Below are 13,923 nucleotides of genomic sequence, written 5' to 3'. Positions count from 1 at the left end.
GCCGGGCCGCTCCGGTCAGCCCTCGTCCACCGCCACGAAGCGCAGCTCGGAGGTGTACGCCTCGCCCTGGTCGTCGGTCAGCCAGGCCTGTTCGGGGCTCGGCAGCATCTCGGTGAACACGGCCCGGCCCTCGGGCTCCTTGCGGGCCATCCTGCGGACCGCCTTGGCGAGGATGTTGACGTACACCGGGCTGTCGAAGTCCACGTAGAACGGGCGCGTCTCGGTGGGCAGCACGACGAACACGAACCGCGGCAGCTCGCGCCGCTCCCGCCACTGCCGGGCCCGTACGAACCGGCGCGCCTCGTCCTTCTCCTCGGCGAAGTCCATGTCCGACGGGGGCAGCCGCCAGGTCTCGCGGGCCACCACCAGCCGGTCCACCGTGACCCGGGGGGAGTGGTCGGCCGCGTCCGGCAGGATCTGGAACAGGTCCATCGCCAAGGTGGTGAGCACGTGGGAGAACACGTCCACCGCGGGGAACTCGGCCCCGTCGGGCAGGACCACCGCCAGCTCGCCGTCCGTCCGTTCGGTCACCGCCACGTCGGCGCTGAGCACCGTACGGGGCCGGCCCGGATCGGCGGTGAAGTCGACGAGGGCCACGTAGTAGTCCTCGGGGCGGACCAGGGAGTGCCGGATCCGCGCCGACAGCCGCGAGCGGTGCTCCTTGGGCAGCAGCGGCATCAGCCGGGGACCGGGATGGTCCCGGTCGGTGAGCCGGAGCAGTTCCTCGGCGTCGGGATGCTGGTTGACGAACAGCGAGGCGCCCAACGTATTGGCGGCGACGTGCAGTTCGCCGAGGACCAGCTCGAAGTCACCGCGGGCCACGGCCCGTTCGCCGGCCGCGGCGATCATGATGTCGGGGCTGAGGTAGCGGGCGGCGGTCCAGCCGCCGCCCGGGCCGCCGAACTGCTCGGCCACGGGCCCCGCGACGGCCTCCAGCGGCAGCCTGACCCGGCGGGTGCCCGGCGGCGGCGCCAGGATCGCGTCCCAGCGCCGGCGGAACTCCTGCTGGAGCCCGGCGGACTCCGTACGGGCGGCGCCGTGCAGGATCGGCATGCAGGCGAACCAGAACGCGGCCAGGTCGACCGGCCCCTGCGCGGACAGCCGGCGGTACACCTCCCGCGCCCGGGCCATCACCGCGTCGGCGAGCCGGGCGGTGAGCCAGCCGGCGCTGGTCAGCAGCGGGTCCAGCGGGGCGAGGGCCTCGTGCACGGTCCGCCCGAGGGTGGCGGTCGCCGCCCGCCGGCAGTCGGAGTACACCAGGGCCCGGCAGGGAGCCGTACCGGCCGCCTTCTCGCGCACGGCGGCGGTCTCGGTCAGCGCGACGAACTCGCCCTCCAGGTCCGTCAGCGCGGCCACCAGGGCCTCGGGCCCGGCCGCCTCCCGCACCCGGTCCCGGCCCCGCTCCAGGGCGTCCAGGGCGGCCAGGCCGCCTTCGCGCAGCTCCGCGTCCCCGACCCGGTCCAGCCAGGCCCGCAGGTGGCGCTCCGGGCGGGCGTCGGCGGGTACCTCCAGCTTCCACACCACCCACCGGCGGGCGACCAGGTCGGCCAGTACCGCGGACACGTCCACGTCCGGCAGCGCGGCGCGGATCTCGCGGGCGGGACGTACGCCGTCGCACAGCGCGAGCACGGCACGGGCCTCCTCGGCGAGGGCCTGGCGCGGGCGGCCCGGCACCGTCACGTCCGTCCCGGACCGGCGGACGAACGGCACGCGCCGGGGCGCCACCCACTCCCGCAGCTCCGGGCCGGTGTCGATCCGCGCGGCCAGGGCGTCGATCGCCCAGCTGGCGAAGTACACCTCCGATCCGGCGATCAGGCCGGTGCCGGGGGCGCCGGCGTCGACGCGGACGTCCTGCGCGGACAGGTCCCAGCGGCCCCAGCCGACGGGGCCGAAGAACCCGATGGTGTCGTTCTTGACGCAGAACCGCTGCCAGTAGTGGGCGACCAGCTCCTCGCGCTGGCGGGGCATGCTGGTACGGCCCGCCGCGGTCGGCGTCCAGTTCAGGAAGGGCGTGATCCCGGAGCCGAGGACCGGGCGGTTCTGCCAGGCCACCGCTTCCCGGAAGGCGGGCATCCGGGCGATCTCCTGGAGCGTGTGCGCCACTTCCACCTGGGCGTCGGCGAACAGAGCGGTGAACTCCCCCCACCGCTCGCCGGCCAGGGCGGCCGGGCCCTCGGCGGGCTCGAACTTGTCGGCGGCCGCGGCCAGCCCGTCCGGGGCCAGCCGCAGCACGCCCCCGGCCGGAAAGCCGGCCCCGCGCAGGGCGAATTGGTCCCACAGCCGCCAGCGGCCGCCGGGTACGTAGGTATCGGTCATGGCCGGCCCCTCATGCCTGGACGAAGTCGGCGTGGACGACGTCGGCGAGGTCCGCGGGCGAGGGGTAGGCGAAGACCAGTGCCACCGGGACCTCTGCCCCGAGTGCCTCCTCGAGCCGTGCGGTGATCCGGAACGCGGTCAGCGAATCGCCGCCCCATTCGTAGAAGTCGCTCTGCTCGTCGAGGTCGGCCACCCCCAGGGTCTCGCGGTAGATGGAGACGACCAGCTCGGTCAGGGCGGCGCCGGTCAGCTGCGCGGTCAGGTTCTCGGTCTCGGTCACGGTCGCGGTCATGAGATCTCCTCCAGGAGCGAACGGGTGGTGTGGGTGATGGGGGTGGTACAGGTGGTGCGCGTCGTGTGCGTGGGTCGGCTGGTACGGGAAGCGGTGGCGGCCGCGGTGGCGGCCGTGAGCGCCGCCGTGGTGTTGCCGCCGGAGACGACGGCCACGGAGCGGCCGGTGCCGCGACCCGCACGCATCGCCCCGGCCAGCGCGACCGCGCCGGATGGCTCGGCCTCGATCCCGCGCCGCCGCAGCAGCGCGGCCGCGGCGAGGATCTCCGCGTCGGACACGGTGACCAGGTCGTCGACCCGGTCCCGGACGACCGGATAGGGCACCGCCCCCGGCTGCTGGCCGCGCAGCCCGTCGGCGACGGTGTCACCGGGCGCCAGCCGTACGGGGTGCCCCGCGGCCAGGGACCGTGCGTAGCGGGGGGTGCCGGCGGGCTCGACGCCCACCACCCGCACCGGATGCCCGTACGCGGCGAGGCACACCCCCGCGAGCAGCCCGCCCCCGCCGGTCGGCACGTACACGGTCTCGACGTCGGGTGCCTCGGCCAGGATCTCCAGGCCGACCGTGCCCTGCCCGGCGACCACCAGTTCGTGGTCGGAGGAGGGCACGAGGACCGCACCCGTCTCCTCGGCCAGCGCCTGCGCCCGGGCATCGCGCTCGGCGACGCCGCCCGGCACACCGATCGTCCGCCCGCCGAGGGCCCGGATGAGGGCGATCTTCGCGGGGTGCGCCCCGCCGGCCAGCACCACGGTCACCTCGGCGCCGAGCGCGGCCGCCAGGCGGGCCAGCGCGATGCCGTGATTGCCGGAGGAGCCGGTGACGATCCGCCGGGCCCCCAGCGCCAGGACCGTGTTGGCGGCCCCGCGCAGCTTGAACGACCCGCCGTACTGGAGGTGTTCGGCCTTCAGCAGCAGCCGCCGGCCCGTCCGGTGGCGGTCGGGTGCGGGCAGCCCCGGCAGCAGCGGGGTACGCCGGACATGGCCGGCGATCCGCGCGGCGGCGGCCTCCACGTCGGCCGGGCCGAGCGGGACGCGCACGGCGCCGGCCGGTCCGCCGGACGTGACGGGTGCGGCGGGTGCGGCGGGCGCCGCGGGTGCGGTGGTCATGACCGGCCTCCTGACTGCGAGAGGGCACGGCGGTCGGCCTTCCCGCCGCGGGTGGTGGGCAGCTCCGCCAGCCGCACGAACCGACGCGGCATCAGGTGCGGGGGCAGACCTGCGGCCAGGTGGGCGCGCAGCGCTGCGTCGGTGGTGCCCGCCAGGTCCCCCGTGACGTGGGCGACGAGGAACACCCGCCCCTGCGCGTCGGTCTCGCCGGTGACGACCGCCCCCGTGACCCCGGCGTGGGACAGCAGAGCCCCCTCGACCTCGGCCGGGTCCACCCGGTAGCCGCGGATCTTCACCTGGCGGTCGCCGCGCCCCAGGTACTCCAGCCCGCCGGGACCCGTCCGGGCCAGGTCGCCGGTGCGGTACAGCCGCGCACCCGGCGGCCCGAACGGGTCCGGCACGAAGCACTCGGCCGTACGGGCGGGCCGCCCGCCGTAGCCGCGGGCCACGCCCGCCCCGCCGATGTAGACCTCCCCGGTCTCCCCGTCGGGCACCGGGGACATCCCGGCGTCCAGGAGCCGTACGACCACCCCGTCGATCGGGGTGCCGACGGTGTCGGTCAGGACGTCCGGCCGGGCCGGCACGGCGTACCGGGTCGAGGTCATCGTGCACTCGGTCGGGCCGTACTGGTTGACCAGGCTGCCCCGGACCAGCGGCCGCCCCCCGGCCGCCAGGAACGGCCGCAGCGATTCGCCGCTGGAGACCACCAGGCGGACCCCGGCGAGCAGCCGGGCCCCGTTCGGCTGCCCGGCCAGGAACGACAGGAACGACGGGGTCGTACTCAGCAGCGCGGTCACGCCGTGCTCGCGGACCACGGCGCCGAACTCCTCGGGCCGCAGCAGCGCCGAGCGCGGCACCACCACCAGCCGCCCGCCCGCCAGCAGCGGGGCGAAGGTGTCCCGCAGGGACGCGTCGTAGCCGAGCGGGGCGAGCTGGAGGGCCACGGTGTCGGGCCCCAGCCCGTAGTCGCGGGCGATGAAGCGCAGGTAGGCGTCCAGCCCGCGGTGCTCGACCAGGACGGCGCTGGGCTCCCCGGTGCTCCCGGAGGTGTGGCTGACGTACGCGAGCGAGCGCTCGCCGAGCGGCCCGCCCGGCCCCCCGTCCGCACCGGCCGCGCTCCCGGGCCGGTCCAGCAGGACCGGCGGCCCCGGGATCGGCAGGTCGAGCCCGCCCGCCAGGGCCGACGTGGTCACCAGCAGCTCCGCGCCGCCGCTGCGGGCCAGCGCCGACAGCCGGGCCGGCGGCTGCTCCGGGTCCAGGCCGAGGAACGCCGCTCCGCAGCGCACCACGGCCGCCGGCGCCACCACGGCGTCCACGCCGCGCTCCACGGCCACCGCGCACACCGTCTCCGGCCGGGCGCCGCGGGCCCGCAGCACCGCCGCCAGGGCGTCGATGCGGGCGGTGAGCTCCGCGTACGTCACCTCGCCGGCGGGGGTGGTGACGGCGACCCGGTCCGGGTCGAGGGCGGCGTGGGCGGCGATGTCGTCGACGAAGGTCCGCATCACGCGCTCCCGTCCGCGGGCCGCGAGACGTCGGTGACGGTCTGGTCGACGGCCACGAAGCGCAGTTCCGAGGTGAACGCGTCGCCCTGGTCGTCGGTCAGCCAGGCCTGCTCCGGGGTCGGCAGCATCTCGCTGATCTTCAGCTTGGCCCCGGGGTCCTTGCGGGCCAGCCTGCGCGCGGCCTTCGCGAGGATGGTCAGGTAAACCGGGCTGTCGAAGTCCACGTAGAACGGGCGGGGTTCGGTCGGCGAGACCACGAACACGAAGCGGGGCAGGTCGTGTTCCTCGCGCCAGTGCCGGGCCCGTACGTACCGCACGGCCTCGGACTTCTCGTCGGCGAAGGCCAGTTCGGACGCCGGGAAGGCCCAGGTCTCGCGCGCCACCACCATCTTGTCGATGGTGATCCGCGGCGTGTGGTCGCCCTCGGGACGCAGCGTGAACCGGTCCATGACGCGCTGCGTCAGCGTGTTCGCGTACACGTCGAGCAGGTCGAACGCGGCCCCGTCGGGCAGCACCGCCATCAGCCGGCCGTCCCGGTCCTCCACGGCGACGTCGGCGCACAGGACCGTGCGCGGGCGGTGCGGGTCGCCGGTGTCGTCGACCAGCGAGACGTAGTAGTCCTGCGGCCGGTCCAGCGAAGGCCTGCTGCGCGTCGACCACTTCAGCGGCAGCTCCTTGGGCAGCATCGGCAGCAGCCGCGGCCCGGGGAAGTCGCGAGTGGTCTCGGCGATCAACTCCTCGCGGTCGGGATGCTGGTGGACGAAGAGCGAGGCGCCCATCGTGTTGAGCGCACTGTGCATCTCGCCCAGCACCATCTCGAAGTCGCCGCGGGCCACGGCGTCCGCGTTCTCGGCGAGCAGCAGCACGTCCGGGCTGAAGTAGCGGGCCAGCGACCAGCCCGCGCCGGGCTCCTCGAACTCCGCCCGCACCTGCTCGGCGATGTCCGCCGAGGACACCCGTACCCGGCGCGCCCCCTCGGGCACGGCCAGGATCCGCGCCCATTTGGCGCGCAGCTCCGCCTGGACGGCGTCGAGGTCCCGGCCCGCCTCCGGGTACGGGGAGGGCAGGCAGCCCAGCCACATCGACCCCAGGTCCACCGGGCCGGCCGCACGCAGCCGCTCGTACACCTCGCGGAGCCGCGTCCCGACCCGCTCGGCGAACCGGTTGGTCAGCCAGCGCGCCGCGGTCAGGCACTGCGCGAGAGGGGTCAGCTCGTCCAGCAGGGCCGTGCCGAGGGTCGCCGTCGCCGCACGCCGCGCGTCCGAGTACACGAGCCCCCGGCAGGGCGCGGTCCGCTCGCCCTTGGAGCGCTGGGCGTCGGTGGCGGTCAGCGCCGCGAAGTCGGCCTCCAGGGCGCCGATCGCCGAGGTCAGCGCCTCGGCATCCAGACCGGCCGCCTGGACGGCGTCCCGCCCGCGCTCCAGGACGGCCAGCTTCTCCAGGGCCGGCTCCCGCAGGGCCGGATCGCCGATCCGCTCCAGTACGGCCCGCAGCTCCCGCTCCGGGTAGGTGCCCGTCGGCACGTCGAGGCGCCAGTGCACCCACCGCTTGGCCAGCAGCCACTGCACGGTCTCGGTCGCCTCCGCCACCGGGATCCCCAGCGCCTCGGCGATCGCGGCCACGGGCCGCGTCCCGTCACAGAGGTCCAGTACGGCGCGGGCGGTCTCGCCGATGGGCTGCGGCGGCCGGCCCGGCAGATGTACGGACAGGCCCTCGGCCCGTACGAAGGACACCCGGCGCGGGGGTATCCACGCCCGCAGCGCGGGGTCCGCGTTCAGCGACTTGGCCAGGGCGTCGATGGCCCAACTGGCGAAGTAGACCCGCGAGTCGGCGAGGAACCCGCCGGAGCCGGGATCGACCCGTACCCCGTCCGTGGCGAGATCCCAGCGCCCCCAGCCGACGGGGCCGAAGAACCCGATGGTGTCGTTCTTGACGCAGAACCGCTGCCAGTAGTGGGCGACGAGTTCCTCGCGCTGGCGGGGCATGCTGGTACGGCTCGCCGCGGTCGGCGTCCAGTTCAGGAACGGCGCGATGCCGGTGCGCAGCACGGCCGGGTTCTGCCAGGCCACGGCGGCCCGGAAGCGCGGCGAGGCCGCGATGTCCTGGAGCAGCCCGGCGGTGCGGACGGCGCCGGTGTCGAAGGCCCCGGTGAACGCCTCCCAGTCCGGGCCCGCGAGGGTGTCACCCGGCCCGAACTTGTCGGCGGCCAGGGCGAGTCCGGGCGGGGCCATGCGCAGGACCCCCTCGGCCGGGAAACCCGGACCGCGGAGTGCGAAGTGCTCCCACAACCGCCACCCGCCGGTGGGCAGGTGCACGGTCTCTGGGGTGTCCGACATGGCGGAGCTCCTTCCAGCCTGATGGGGTGGCGTGGCCGGCGGCGCTGTACCTCTCGGACGCCACCCTGGCTGCCCCGAACACTGCCGCCGCGCACACCGGCGTCACCAGGGAAGGAGCGGCAGCACCGACCGCCGGTCCTTCTGCGCGTTTGTCCCTATGGCGGCCCGGGCCGGAGCGGCACGCTGTGACCCACTGACCGGATGACGGAATGACCGAATGCCTGCGGGAGGACCGAAGCGATGAGTGACACCGACGAGAGCGGCTACCGGGTCGTGCGCAACGACGAGGAGCAGTACTCCATCTGGCGTGCGGACCGCGAGCTGCCAGCGGGCTGGCACGCCGAGGGAACGACGGGCACGCGGCAGGAATGCCTGGACCACATCGCCGAGGTGTGGACGGACATGCGCCCTTTGAGCCTGCGCCGCCGGATGGCTGAGGCGGGCGCCTGAACGGGCGCCCGAACGGGGGCTCGAACGCCGGTCGGCGTGGCTGAGGCGCGGGGGGACCGAGCCCCGCCGACCGGTGCACCCCCTGCGGGGCACACAGCCCCCTCCACCCCGGCCCCGGTCGGACGGCAGGCCATTTGGGCGATAACGGTACTGTTTCCTTCCGCGCACATGGATCATGCGGAGGGGGCGCACGGGCATGGGACTGACCGAAGAGATAGCCGATTTCCGGGAAGGCCGGGGGGATCCGGGGCGATTGGTGGGCGAGTTCCGCCGCGCTGCCCTGCTCGTTCCGGTTACCGACGTCGCGGCCCGTGCCGGTGACTCCGCCGGTGGCCTGATGTCGGCCGTGTCGGGCGGAATCCGCTGGTTCTACGCGTTCACCGACGAGGAGGCGTTGTTCCGGTTCGCCCGGGCCCGTGGGGAGGACGGCCGGGAGTGGCCGTACCTGGCGGTCCTCGGCGCGCGGCTGGTCGACGCGGTCGTTCCGCAGGTCGACGGGCCGGCCGGGGTGGCGGTGAACGTGGCCGACGCGGACGGCTCGATGATGTTCCCGCCGGTCGCGGGGATCGTCCCCGATGCCTGCGCCGTCGATGTCGCCGCCGGCCGGGCAGCTGATGGGGCGGTGGCCTGATGGCGGGCGACGGGGATCTGGAGGTTTCGCCGGCGGCGGTCGCATCGATCCAGGTCGGGCTGCGGGCGGCGATATCGGAGTTGCGGGAGTCCGGCGATGCGGCCGGGGCCTCGCAGGGTGCGGGTTTCGAGAACCTGTCGATGACGGGGATGGAGACCGGGCACGCGGGACTGGCCACGGACTTCGAGGACTTCTGCGAGCGCTGGGAGTGGGGCGTGCGCGCCCTGATCCAGGACGCCTCCACCCTGGCCGGGAACCTCGGCATCGCCGCGGGGACGATGTGGGAGGAGGACCAGTACATCCAGGGCGCGTTCAAGGTCGCCGCGAACGCCGCGTACGGCAATCCGCACGCCACCGAGGACGAGATCGAGCAGAAGTCCTGGGGCGACATCTTCAGCGCGGACGTCTACAAGCCGGACTACAGCGCCGAGTCCTTCGAGAAGGGCGCGCAGGACATCAAGCAGACCTGGTCCGACACCAAGGACACGGTGACCTCCACCGGCAAGATCGGTTCGCTCAAGGACCTGCTGGACCAGGCGAAGGGCGACGGGGGCGGTAACTGATGGGCTGGCGCGACTACATACCCGACTCGGTCGAGGACGTCGCCGAGGACGCCGTCGAGGGAGTCGGCGACGCCATCGAGTGGGCCGGCGACAAGACGGCCGACCTGGCGGAGGAGGTCGGCCTCGACGATGCGGGCGACTGGATCCGGGAGAAGAGCCGCTCGGCCGCCAACCGGCTCGGCGCGGACGTGGAGGAACTCGAACTCGGCCAGACCGAGGACCCGAAGAAGCTGGTCTACGGCAGCCCTTCGAAGATCCGCGAGCAGGTCGCCCACCTCAACGACTTCAGGAAGGCCTTCGAATCCGTAGGCAACGGCCTGAAGAGCCTCACCCGGCCCGACGGGCTCAAGGGCGAGACCGCCGGCGCGTTCCGCGATTCCGTCGCGAAGGAGCCGCCGCGCTGGTTCAATGCCGCCTCGGCCTTCGAGAAGGCCGCCGACGCCATGGGCCGCTTCGCCGAGACCGTGGAGTGGGCGCAGGGGAAGGCGAAGGAGGCCCTCGACGACTACAACAAGGCGAAGAAGGCCTCCGAGGACGCCCGCACCGCCCACAACAAGCTCGTCAAGGAATACAACGACGCGTACGAGGCGAAGAAGGAGAACCTGCCGCCCCGCCCGGGGAACGACTACCCCGACCCGGGCAAGGCCATGGCCACGGCCGCGCAGGACAAGCTCGACAACGCCCGCAAGCAGCGCAACGAGGTCGCCGAGAACCTCCGCACCGCCATCAAGGCCGCCCGGGACGCCGCCCCGCCGAAGCCCTCGTACACCGAGCAGCTCGGCGACGGCCTCGACTACCTCGACCTCGCCACCACCCACCTGCTCGGCGGCGTCGTCAAGGGCACGGCCGGGATCGCCAACTTCGCCCGCGCGCTCAACCCGCTGGACCCCTACAACCTCACCCACCCGGCCGAGTACCTCACCAGCCTGAACTCGACGGCCGCGGGCCTGGTCACCATGGCCAACGACCCGTGGGGCGCGGGCAAGCAGATGCTCGACGAGTTCATGAAGGACCCCTCCGAAGGCATCGGCAAGCTCCTTCCCGAACTCGTCGGCTCCAAGGGCCTCGGCTCGCTGAAGAAGGTCGGTTCCGCCGCCCGCCACCTCGACGACATCAAGGGCCCGAAGGTGCGCGACCGGGTGGAGGAGTCCCCGGACGGCACGCACAACACCGCGGACGGCGACCGCAAGGACGGCGGCGACCCGGTGGACCTCGCCACGGGCCGCATGTACCTGCCCCAGACCGACTTCGAACTGCCCGGCATCCTGCCGCTGGTCTTCACCCGCCGCACCGAATCCGGCTGCCCGGTCGGGCGCTTCCTCGGGCCGGCCTGGACGTCCACGGTCGACGAGCGGCTGGAGATCGACGAGGCCGGCGTCATCCACGTCACCGCCGAGGGCCTCCTGATCGCGTACCCGCACCCGGCTCCCGGCGTGCCCACCCGGCCGGACAAGGGCGGGGCCCGTACCCTGCTGGCCCGCGGCGCCGACGGCGACTACACGGTCACCGAGCCCGACAGCGGCCTGATCTTCCACTTCACCGCCCCGTCCGGCAGCGAACCGGGAGGCGACGGCGAAGCCTGGCTCTCGGCCATCACCGAACGCAACGGCCACACCATCACCGTCGACCGTGACGAGAACGGTCTGCCGCTGGCCCTGGTGCACTCGGCGGGCCACCAGGTGAACATCACCGTCACCGACGGCCTGGTCACCGCTCTGTCCCTGGCCGGCGCGGGCGCGGGCGGCGCGGACCTGCCCCTGATGGGCTACGGCTACGAGGACGGCAACCTCACCGCGGCCGTCAAGCCCTCGGGCGCCACCACCACGTTCGTCTACGACGACCGCCGCCGCGTCATCGCCTGGATCGACTCTAACGGAAGCCGCTACGACTACGTCTACGACGACCGCGACCGCGTCGTGGCGGAGGGCGGCGAAGCCGGCCACATCCAGATCACCCTGTCGTACACCGAGCCGGACCCGCAGACAGGTCACCACACCACCACCCTGACCACCCCCGACGGGCACGCGACCCGCCACCTGTTCGGCCCCGGCTGCAAGCTCCTGGCGATCACCGACCCGCTCGGCCACACCACCCGCTTCACCTACGACCCGCGCGGCAACCTGCTGTCCCGCACCGACCCGCTGGGCCTCACCACCGTCTTCTCGTACGACGACGACGGCCGCGTCGTCCGCGCCGTCCGCCCCGACGGCAGCGAACTGCACACCGTACGCGGCCGGTTCGGCCTGCCCGTGGAAGTCTTCGCGCCGGACGGCGCACGCATGCTCCACGAGTACGACGAACGCGGCAACCGCACGGCGGTCACCGACCCGGCCGGCGCCACCACCCGCTACACCTACGACCACGCCGCCCGCCTCACCTCCCTCACCGACGCCGAAGGCGCCACCACCCACGTGGTGTGCGACGCGGCGGGGCTGCCCGTCGAGGTGACCGACCCGGCCGGCGCCGTCACCCGCACGGAGCGGGACGCCCTCGGCAGGCCGGTCCGCATCACCGATCCGACGGGTGGCGTCACCCGCCTGGAATGGGATGCCGACGGGCAGCTCGCCCGGCGCACCGGACCCGACGGCGCCACGGAGTCGTGGACGTACGACGGCGAGGGCAACCTGCTCGCCCGCACCGACGCGTCCGGCGGGGTGACCCGCTTCGAATACACCCACTGCGACCTGCCGGTCTCCCGCACCGGACCCGACGGCGCGCGCTACGAGTTCGAGCACGACTCCTCGCTGCGCCTGACCCGCGTCACCAATCCGCACGGGCTGACCTGGACCTACGAGTACGACGCCGCCGACAACCTCGTCTCCGAGACCGACTTCGACGGCCGCACCCTCACCTACCGGCTGGACGCCGCGGGCCGGCTGGCCGCCCGCGTCGACGCGCTCGGCGGGACCATCGCGTTCGAACGCGACCAGCTCGGCCAGGCGATCGTCAAGGACGTCGACGGCCGGGTGACGAACTACGCCTACGACCGGGCCGGACGCCTCCTGGAGGCGTCCGGCCCGGACGGGGAGCTGCGCTACCAGTACGACCGCCGCGGACACACCAAGACCGAACTGGTCGACGGCCGCCCCATCAGCTACGCCTACGACGCCGTGGGCCGCCGCACCCGCCGCACCACACCCACCGGACACGTCACCTCCTACGCCTACGGCGCCGACGGACAGGCCCACCGCCTCACCACCGGCGGTCACCGCGTCGAGTTCACCCACGACGCCGCCGGACGCGAGCTGGCCCGCGTCTTCGGCGACGCGATCACCATGACCTCCGCCTGGGACGAGGCCGGACGGCTCTCCGAGCAGCACGTCACCGCCGCAGGGCGCGCCGTCAACAGCCGTGCCTACGGCTACCGCGCCGACGGCCATCTGACATCCGTCGCGGACCGGCTGGCGGGCACCCGTACGTTCGACCTGGACCGGGCGGGCCGGGTCACCGCCGTCCACGCCCAGGGCTGGACGGAGCGGTACGCCTACGACGACGCCGGCAACCAGACCTCGGCGTCCTGGCCCTCCGGCCATCCCGGCGGGGAGGCCACCGGACCGCGCACGTACACGGGAACCAGCCTCACCCGCGCCGGAGGCGTCCGTTTCGAGTACGACGCCCTCGGCCGCGTCACCCTGCGGCAGAAGACCCGGCTCTCCCGCAAGCCCGACACCTGGCGCTACACGTGGGACACCGAGAACCGCCTCACCTCCGTCACCACCCCCGACGGGACGCGGTGGAGGTACCGCTACGACCCGCTCGGCCGCCGCATCGCGAAGCAGCGCCTCGCGGCCGACGGCGAGAGCGTGGCCGAGGAGGTCCGGTTCGCCTGGGACGGCATGACCCTGTGCGAACAGACCAGCCACCAGCCGGACCAGCCGAACACGGTCGCCCTCACCTGGGACCACCGCGGAGGCGTCCCCCTGGCCCAGACCGAGCGCATCCTCACGGCCGACGACCGCCAGGAGGAGATCGACCGCCGTTTCTTCGCCATCGCCACCGACCTCATCGGCACCCCCACGGAACTGATCGACGAGTCCGGCGCCATCGCCTGGCACTCCCGGGCCACCCTGTGGGGCACCACCGCCTGGGCCCGCGACAGCAGCACCTACACCCCGCTCCGCTTCCCCGGCCAGTACTACGATCCCGAGACCGGCCTCCACTACAACCTGTTCCGCCACTACGACCCGGAAACCGGCCGCTACACCTCCCCGGACCCCCTCGGCCTGGCCCCCGCCCCGAACCCCGTCGCGTACGTGGGCAACCCGCACAGCGGGTGCGACCCGCTGGGCCTCATGCCCAAGTACACGAAGGAGGAGAAGGCCCAGAAGCGGCTCGACAAGGTCGTGGACGACGTGATCGCGAAGGCGGAGGACGGGGGATTCAAGAAGCACAGCAGCTATCACGGGGACACGAGGCACGGTTTCAGTGACGAACGAGTCACCGAAATCCTGAAGAACCCGGATGCCGTGTACCAGTCGACGGGAACAGGCCAAAGGCTCATCTTCCGGCAGGGCGAGGACATCGTCGTGCTCGACGGCCCCGGGAACACCCAGGGCCAGGCCATCACGGCCTACGGTTCGTCCGGCATCAAGGGCGATTCCGGGGCGAAGGCGCTCGGAGGCAATCCCACGGACCCTCACCCTCCGATAACCCACGAGGACGTAGTGGAGGGCAGGATTCCTCTCAAGGACGGATACATGGCCCCGGGAAGGCAGATCAGGTGAGGCAGG

9 protein-coding genes are annotated in these 13,923 nt (G+C 73.5%); 4 read left to right on the top strand and 5 right to left on the bottom strand.

The genetic code is table 11. From position 1 onward, the window contains the following. Positions 1–15: 15 nt before the first annotated feature. Genes ACZ5WG_RS31250 through ACZ5WG_RS31230 form a run of 5 tightly spaced genes read right to left on the bottom strand, consistent with a single transcriptional unit; the run spans position 16 to position 7,549 of the window. The gene (locus ACZ5WG_RS31250) at positions 16–2,316 is read right to left on the bottom strand and encodes a lantibiotic dehydratase (RefSeq protein WP_468727610.1); all 2,301 of its coding nucleotides are present in this window, start codon (positions 2,314–2,316) and stop codon (positions 16–18) included. Between the two features lie 10 nt (positions 2,317–2,326). Beyond that, positions 2,327–2,608: an acyl carrier protein gene (locus tag ACZ5WG_RS31245; protein ID WP_468727609.1), complete on the bottom strand. Its 282-nt coding sequence runs from the start codon at positions 2,606–2,608 to the stop codon at positions 2,327–2,329. Beyond that, positions 2,605–3,711 (bottom strand): threonine ammonia-lyase, encoded by a 1,107-nt coding sequence (locus tag ACZ5WG_RS31240; RefSeq protein ID WP_468727608.1) that lies wholly within the window; start codon positions 3,709–3,711, stop codon positions 2,605–2,607. The genes ACZ5WG_RS31245 and ACZ5WG_RS31240 overlap by 4 nt, the downstream gene beginning before the upstream one ends. Continuing rightward, positions 3,708–5,213: an amino acid adenylation domain-containing protein gene (locus ACZ5WG_RS31235; RefSeq protein WP_468727607.1), complete on the bottom strand. Its 1,506-nt coding sequence runs from the start codon at positions 5,211–5,213 to the stop codon at positions 3,708–3,710. The genes ACZ5WG_RS31240 and ACZ5WG_RS31235 overlap by 4 nt, the downstream gene beginning before the upstream one ends. Next, on the bottom strand, positions 5,213–7,549 hold the full coding sequence (locus tag ACZ5WG_RS31230; RefSeq protein ID WP_468727606.1) for a lantibiotic dehydratase: 2,337 nt from the start codon (positions 7,547–7,549) through the stop codon (positions 5,213–5,215). The genes ACZ5WG_RS31235 and ACZ5WG_RS31230 overlap by 1 nt, the downstream gene beginning before the upstream one ends. 240 nt (positions 7,550–7,789) lie before the next feature. Here ACZ5WG_RS31230 and ACZ5WG_RS31225 point away from each other — a divergent pair, with 240 nt between their 5' ends. The 4 genes from ACZ5WG_RS31225 to ACZ5WG_RS31210 all read left to right on the top strand — a co-directional run bounded on the left by ACZ5WG_RS31225 (position 7,790) and on the right by ACZ5WG_RS31210 (position 13,917). After that, positions 7,790–7,999, top strand: a complete 210-nt coding sequence (locus tag ACZ5WG_RS31225; protein ID WP_468727604.1) for an MbtH family protein — start codon at positions 7,790–7,792, stop codon at positions 7,997–7,999. 196 nt (positions 8,000–8,195) lie between these two features. Next, positions 8,196–8,630, top strand: coding sequence for an SseB family protein (locus ACZ5WG_RS31220; RefSeq protein WP_468727603.1), 435 nt, complete (start codon positions 8,196–8,198; stop codon positions 8,628–8,630). Continuing rightward, a complete protein-coding gene (locus ACZ5WG_RS31215; RefSeq protein WP_468727602.1) occupies positions 8,630–9,193 on the top strand; it encodes a hypothetical protein in 564 nt (187 codons plus the stop codon). The genes ACZ5WG_RS31220 and ACZ5WG_RS31215 overlap by 1 nt, the downstream gene beginning before the upstream one ends. Beyond that, entirely contained in the window at positions 9,193–13,917 is a 4,725-nt protein-coding gene (locus ACZ5WG_RS31210) for a putative T7SS-secreted protein (RefSeq protein ID WP_468727601.1), read from the top strand. Before ACZ5WG_RS31215 ends, ACZ5WG_RS31210 begins: the two co-directional genes overlap by 1 nt. The last annotated feature ends 6 nt before the right edge of the window (positions 13,918–13,923 follow it).

It is taken from the genome of Streptomyces sp. NPDC032745 (assembly GCF_055579465.1).
Note: the sequence above shows the minus strand (reverse complement) of the source record. Positions and strands in the feature narration are given on the sequence as shown.

Bases quoted from the DNA above. Each gene is read 5' to 3' on its own strand.
- ACZ5WG_RS31250 (WP_468727610.1), bottom strand. From the start codon at position 2,316: ATGACCGATACCTACGTACCCGGCGGCCGCTGGCGGCTGTGGGACCAA.
- ACZ5WG_RS31245 (WP_468727609.1), bottom strand. From the start codon at position 2,608: ATGACCGCGACCGTGACCGAGACCGAGAACCTGACCGCGCAGCTGACC.
- ACZ5WG_RS31240 (WP_468727608.1), bottom strand. From the start codon at position 3,711: ATGACCACCGCACCCGCGGCGCCCGCCGCACCCGCCGCACCCGTCACG.
- ACZ5WG_RS31235 (WP_468727607.1), bottom strand. From the start codon at position 5,213: ATGCGGACCTTCGTCGACGACATCGCCGCCCACGCCGCCCTCGACCCG.
- ACZ5WG_RS31230 (WP_468727606.1), bottom strand. From the start codon at position 7,549: ATGTCGGACACCCCAGAGACCGTGCACCTGCCCACCGGCGGGTGGCGG.
- ACZ5WG_RS31225 (WP_468727604.1), top strand. From the start codon at position 7,790: ATGAGTGACACCGACGAGAGCGGCTACCGGGTCGTGCGCAACGACGAG.
- ACZ5WG_RS31220 (WP_468727603.1), top strand. From the start codon at position 8,196: ATGGGACTGACCGAAGAGATAGCCGATTTCCGGGAAGGCCGGGGGGAT.
- ACZ5WG_RS31215 (WP_468727602.1), top strand. From the start codon at position 8,630: ATGGCGGGCGACGGGGATCTGGAGGTTTCGCCGGCGGCGGTCGCATCG.
- ACZ5WG_RS31210 (WP_468727601.1), top strand. From the start codon at position 9,193: ATGGGCTGGCGCGACTACATACCCGACTCGGTCGAGGACGTCGCCGAG.